The 4,556-nt window shown below is 71.3% G+C and carries 4 protein-coding genes; 1 reads left to right on the top strand and 3 read right to left on the bottom strand.

From position 1 onward, the window contains the following. Nucleotides 1–511: 511 nt before the first annotated feature. Complete coding sequence (tyrS, locus tag AB0H87_RS38510; RefSeq protein WP_360157680.1) at nt 512–1,771, bottom strand: tyrosine--tRNA ligase; 1,260 nt, start codon at nt 1,769–1,771, stop codon at nt 512–514. 42 nt (nt 1,772–1,813) lie between these two features. Next, nucleotides 1,814–2,452, bottom strand: a complete 639-nt coding sequence (locus AB0H87_RS38505) for an FKBP-type peptidyl-prolyl cis-trans isomerase (RefSeq protein WP_360157677.1) — start codon at nt 2,450–2,452, stop codon at nt 1,814–1,816. 169 nt (nt 2,453–2,621) lie between these two features. Here AB0H87_RS38505 and AB0H87_RS38500 point away from each other — a divergent pair, with 169 nt between their 5' ends. Next, nucleotides 2,622–3,572, top strand: a complete 951-nt coding sequence (locus tag AB0H87_RS38500) for an NAD(P)-dependent alcohol dehydrogenase (protein ID WP_360157674.1) — start codon at nt 2,622–2,624, stop codon at nt 3,570–3,572. Here AB0H87_RS38500 and AB0H87_RS38495 read toward each other — a convergent pair. Continuing rightward, nucleotides 3,556–4,332 (bottom strand): 5-formyltetrahydrofolate cyclo-ligase, encoded by a 777-nt coding sequence (locus AB0H87_RS38495; protein WP_360157671.1) that lies wholly within the window; start codon nt 4,330–4,332, stop codon nt 3,556–3,558. The genes AB0H87_RS38500 and AB0H87_RS38495 overlap by 17 nt on opposite strands. Between the last annotated feature and the right edge of the window lie 224 nt (nt 4,333–4,556).

The raw sequence follows: 4,556 nt of genomic DNA, 5'->3' as shown, positions 1-4,556 counted from the left end.
GTCCCGGCAATCCAATTAACGGATGCCAAAAACAATCACAATTGGCACTGGCTTATCAAACACCCTGTTGAGTTCTCAAAGAACAAACACACACCAAGAATCTGGCCCGTTTCCGAGCCCTAAGCTTGGGGCTTTGTTTTGTTTCCCGTGTCCGGCGCTTCCGCGCTGGGCACTTTTACTACGTTACCCGGTCCTTTCGGCGTTGTCAACCCGGTGTTTCCCGGTTTGTCAGGCCTTGGGCGGGTTCCCCGTCCGCGGGCGCGCAGCAGTCAACCTGCCGAACTTCCGCTTCAAGGGATTTGGTAGGCCGGCCGCTGCGGCTCGCGCCGCATGCTCGCCCGGTGCCCTACCGGCTCGCAAAGCTTACCCCGTCGGTTTCGCCTCACCAAATCGACCCGTTGTCCGGATCGTTCCGTGTTGCTCCCGCCGTGCAGAAAGAAAGATACGCAGCCCCCGAGTTGATCGTCAAATCGGGGGGCTGCGTTCCGGGTCACATGATCAAAAAGCGGGGTCAGCCGACCCGCTCGACGCCGGCGAACGTCCGCTTTCCGCGCCGCAGGACGAGGAAACGGCCGTGCAGCAAGGCATCCGCGGGCACCGTGGCATCCACATCGGACACCCGCTCGTTGTTGACGTACGCGCCGCCCTCGGTGATCGCCCGGCGGGCCTCGTTGAGACTCCCCACCAACCCGGAGTCGCGGAACAGGGCCGCGACGGGCGGCAGCTCACCGCGTACCTCCACCAGACCTGCCTCTGCGAGCGCGGCCCGCAGCGTACCCACGCCAAGGTCCGTCAAAGAGCCCCGCCCGAACAGCGCCTGGCTCGCGGCGAGCACCTGGGCGGTCTCCGCCTCCCCGTGCACGAGGGCGGTCAGCTCCGCGGCCAACGCCCGCTGCCCCTCCCGCGCGCCGGGCCGCTCGACCGTCGCGCGTTCGAGCTCCTCGATCTCGGCGTGCGGCCGGAAGCTGAAGTAGCGCAGGTAGCGCACGACGTCGCGGTCGTCCGTGTTGAGCCAGAACTGGTAGAACGCGTACGGGCTGGTCAGGCCGGGATCGAGCCAGACCGAGGCGCCTTCCGTCTTGCCGAACTTCGTGCCGTCGGACCTCGTCACGAGCGGCGTCACGAACGCGTGCGCCGGCCCCGCCCCCCGCCGCCGGATGTAGTCGACGCCGGCGGTGATGTTGCCCCACTGGTCGGAGCCGCCGAACTGGAGCGTGCACCCGTGCCGCACGTGCAGCTCGTAGAAGTCGTGCGACTGGAGCAGCTGGTAGCTGAACTCGGTGAAGCTGATGCCCGTCTCGAGCCTGGCCTTGACCACCTCGCGGGCCAGCATCTTGTTGACCGGGAAGTGCTTGCCCACGTCACGCAGGAAGCTGATCGCCGACATCGAACCGGTCCAGTCGAGGTTGTTGACCAGCGTCGCGGCGTTCTCGCCCTCGTAGGTCACGAACGGCCGCACCTGCTCGCGGATCTTGTCGACCCAGCCGGCGACCACCTCGGGCGGGTTGAGCGTGCGCTCGCTGCTCTCCCGCGGGTCACCGATCTGGCCGGTCGCGCCCCCGACGAGCAGCAACGGCCGGTGCCCGGCGCGCTGGAGCCGCCGCGCGGTGAGCACCTGCATCAGGTGACCGACGTGCAGGCTCGCCGCCGTCGGGTCGAAGCCGACATAGAACGTCACCTGCCCCGAGTCCAGATGCTTGCGCAGCTCGTCGAGGTCGGTGGAGTCCTGCAGCAGGCCCCGCCACAGCAGGTCGTCGATGAATTCGCTCACGCCTGGATTGTCCCCCACCGCCCCGCCGCGGCCGCACCCGGTTTACTGCACGGAGAGCACGTCGACCACGAACCGCAGCGCGCCCGCGGGATAACCGGCCGGCGGCTGCTCGCCGTACGCCATCGTCGCCGGGATGTCGAGCTGCAGCCGGCTGCCGACCTTGGCGCCCACGAGGCCCTTGTCCCAGCCCTCGATGACGCTGCCGGAGCCGAGCTGGACGGGGAACGGCTGGCCGCTGTTCCAGGAGGCGTCGAACTCCTTGCCGTCCGCGTAGGTGACGCCGACGTAGTTGACCGTGACCGTCTGGCCGCTCTGCGCCGCGGGCCCGGTGCCCTGGATCAGCGGGGTCACCTTGAGCTCGGAGACGGTGCCCTGGCCGGCCTGGACGACCGGCTTCGTCTTGAGCGCGGGGTCGGCGTCGGCCGGGATCCCGTTGGCCGGCGGAGCGGCGGCGGACGCGCTCGGCGCGGAGCCGACCTGCTGCCCGGCGGTGTCGTCGCCACCACCACGGGCGAACAGCACGATCGCCACGACGATCGCCACGACCGCGAGCGCCGCGAGAACGATCGCGAGCTGCTGGCGGCGGCGCCGGGCCTTCGCGGCGCGCTCGGCCGCGGCCTTGCGGGCGGCCTTGGCGGCGGCCTTCCGGTCGTTCTTCGTCTCGACCACGCGATTGCTCACGGTGTTCAGATCCTCACGATGGGTGCCCGGCCGGCCCGGACCGCTCCGGCGGAGCTGGCGGGTACACGCTACCCGGGCCGGATGAGCATCGGTACGGGCGAAAACGGGTCATGTCCGAATGCCAACCATCGGGTCCCGGCCGTCACGTCCGGGGTGTTTACTGCGGGCCATGAAGGCGGTGGTGTACGACGCGTACGGGCCCCCGGAGACCCTGCGGCTCGAGGAGGTCGAGCGACCGGTCCCGCAGGGCGACGAGGTGCTCGTCGAGGTGCGTGCGGTGGGCGTCAACGCATCCGACTGGGAGGCGCTCGTCGGTGCGCCGCTCTATGCCCGCATCAACGGCCCGCGGCGGCCGAAGCGCCGGACGCTGGGCTCCGACATCGCCGGCGTGGTCGCGGCGACCGGCCCGGCCGTGCGTGGGCTGTCGGTCGGCGACGAGGTCTTCGGCGACAACCTGGCCGGCATGGGCGGCTTCGCGCAGTACGCCGTCGCGCGGGAGCGGGTCCTGGCACCGAAGCCGCGCGAGCTGTCCTTCGCCCAGGCGGCCTCGCTCCCCCAGCCGGCGGTGATCGCTCTGCAGGGCATCCGCACGAAAGGCGCGGTCCGCGGGGGCCAACGCGTGTTGGTCAACGGCGCCGGCGGCAGCACGGGCGCGTACGCGATCCAGCTCGCGAAGCTCGACGGCGCCGAGGTGACCGGCGTGGACAACACCGCGAAGCTGGATTTCATGAGCCGCGTCGGCGCCGACCACGTCGTCGACTTCACCCGGACGGACTTCACACGGGCCGGGCAGCGCTACGACCTGATCCTCGACCTGGCCGGCCATCACTCGGTCCTGGCCCACCGCCGGGCCCTGGCGCCGACGGGTCGCTACCTCTGGGTCGGCGGGTCGGCCAGCACGATGTTCCAGGTGCTGCTCGCAGGCCCGCTGGTCGGCCGGCAGCGGATTCTGGTCGTCCGCCCGAACACGACGGACCTGCTCACGATGGCGTCGCTGTGCACGTCGGGCACGGTCAAGACACACATCGACCGGGAGTACGCGCTGGACGACGTCCCCGCGGCCCTGCGCCACCTCGGCGACGGCCGCGCCCTGGGCAAGGTGGTCATCTCGGTCGCCTGAGCGCTCCGAGCAGCGGGATGGCGTCGATCTTCGCCGCGGTCAGCTCGTCCCAGTGGACGCCGGCGGCGGGCCGGGCGGCGCGGCTGCGGCGGCAGTCGATGACCCGGTCGGGGGTGACCACGAAATCCAGCGGCACGTCGTGCGCGGTCATCGGGATGCGCCCGGGCGGGCGGACCTGCAGCTCATGGACGGTGGTGACGACGACGGTCCGGTCACCGACGAGCCCGGCCGCGGCGGCGAGAGCGAACTCCAGGTCGGCGAAGCCGCCGCCCTTCCCGAGCCGCGCGCCGTCCTCCCCGGCGGCGACGCACCCCATCACGACGAGGTCGACGGGCGCCAGGTCGGCCACCGCCACCCGGCGGGCGGACCGCGTCGCACCGCGGATCGAAGCGGCCCGCCGCGGCGGCTCGGCCAGGTGGTCGGGGTCGAGCAGGAAGAACGGATCCTCCTCCGCGAGTCGCGGGACGGCCATGTAGACGACCTTGCCGTCTTCGAGCGCCCGCTGGCGTACGGGCAGCTGTGCGCTGTCGGGGTTGGCCTTGACGGTTGCGGCCCGCCGCCACTCGGCCATCGCCCGCAACCGCTCCGCGGCGGCCTCGGCGCCGACGAAGTTCGGGATGCGACCTTCCGCGCCGGGGAAACGTGCGGCGCCGCCGGTCCGCAGAGCGGCCCAGACCTCGTCGCGCAAGGCTGCCTTCGCCGCCAGTAACTCGGCCGCGCCGCCCGCGTCCCGGTCGTGGCGCGCCACCCGCCTCGGCATGCCCTTCACCCCCGGGCGACGCTACGCCTCAGCGGGTCCGCTCCGCCGCTGTGGCGCTCCGTTGTCGGCCCCGGGTCGGGTCCCGCCAACGCTGAGGCGGATCATTGCCACCCGGCGGGAGTCCTCGGAGGCCGCATCCGGCTGGACCCGACGATGAGCGACAGCGAGTCGCCTCCGCCACCTCGCGCCGCTGCCCGGACAGCTCCAGGCGCAGGATCGTCAAG

It is taken from the genome of Asanoa sp. NPDC050611 (genome assembly GCF_040654855.1).
GTDB lineage: Bacteria > Actinomycetota > Actinomycetes > Mycobacteriales > Micromonosporaceae > Asanoa.
The sequence above is the reverse complement of the archived record's forward strand: the minus strand, read 5'-3'. Positions and strand labels throughout refer to the sequence as shown.

Excerpts from the sequence above, each read along its gene's own strand:
- AB0H87_RS38500 (WP_360157674.1), top strand. The coding sequence starts at position 2,622 with ATGAAGGCGGTGGTGTACGACGCGTACGGGCCCCCGGAGACCCTGCGG.
- AB0H87_RS38495 (WP_360157671.1), bottom strand. The coding sequence starts at position 4,332 with ATGCCGAGGCGGGTGGCGCGCCACGACCGGGACGCGGGCGGCGCGGCC.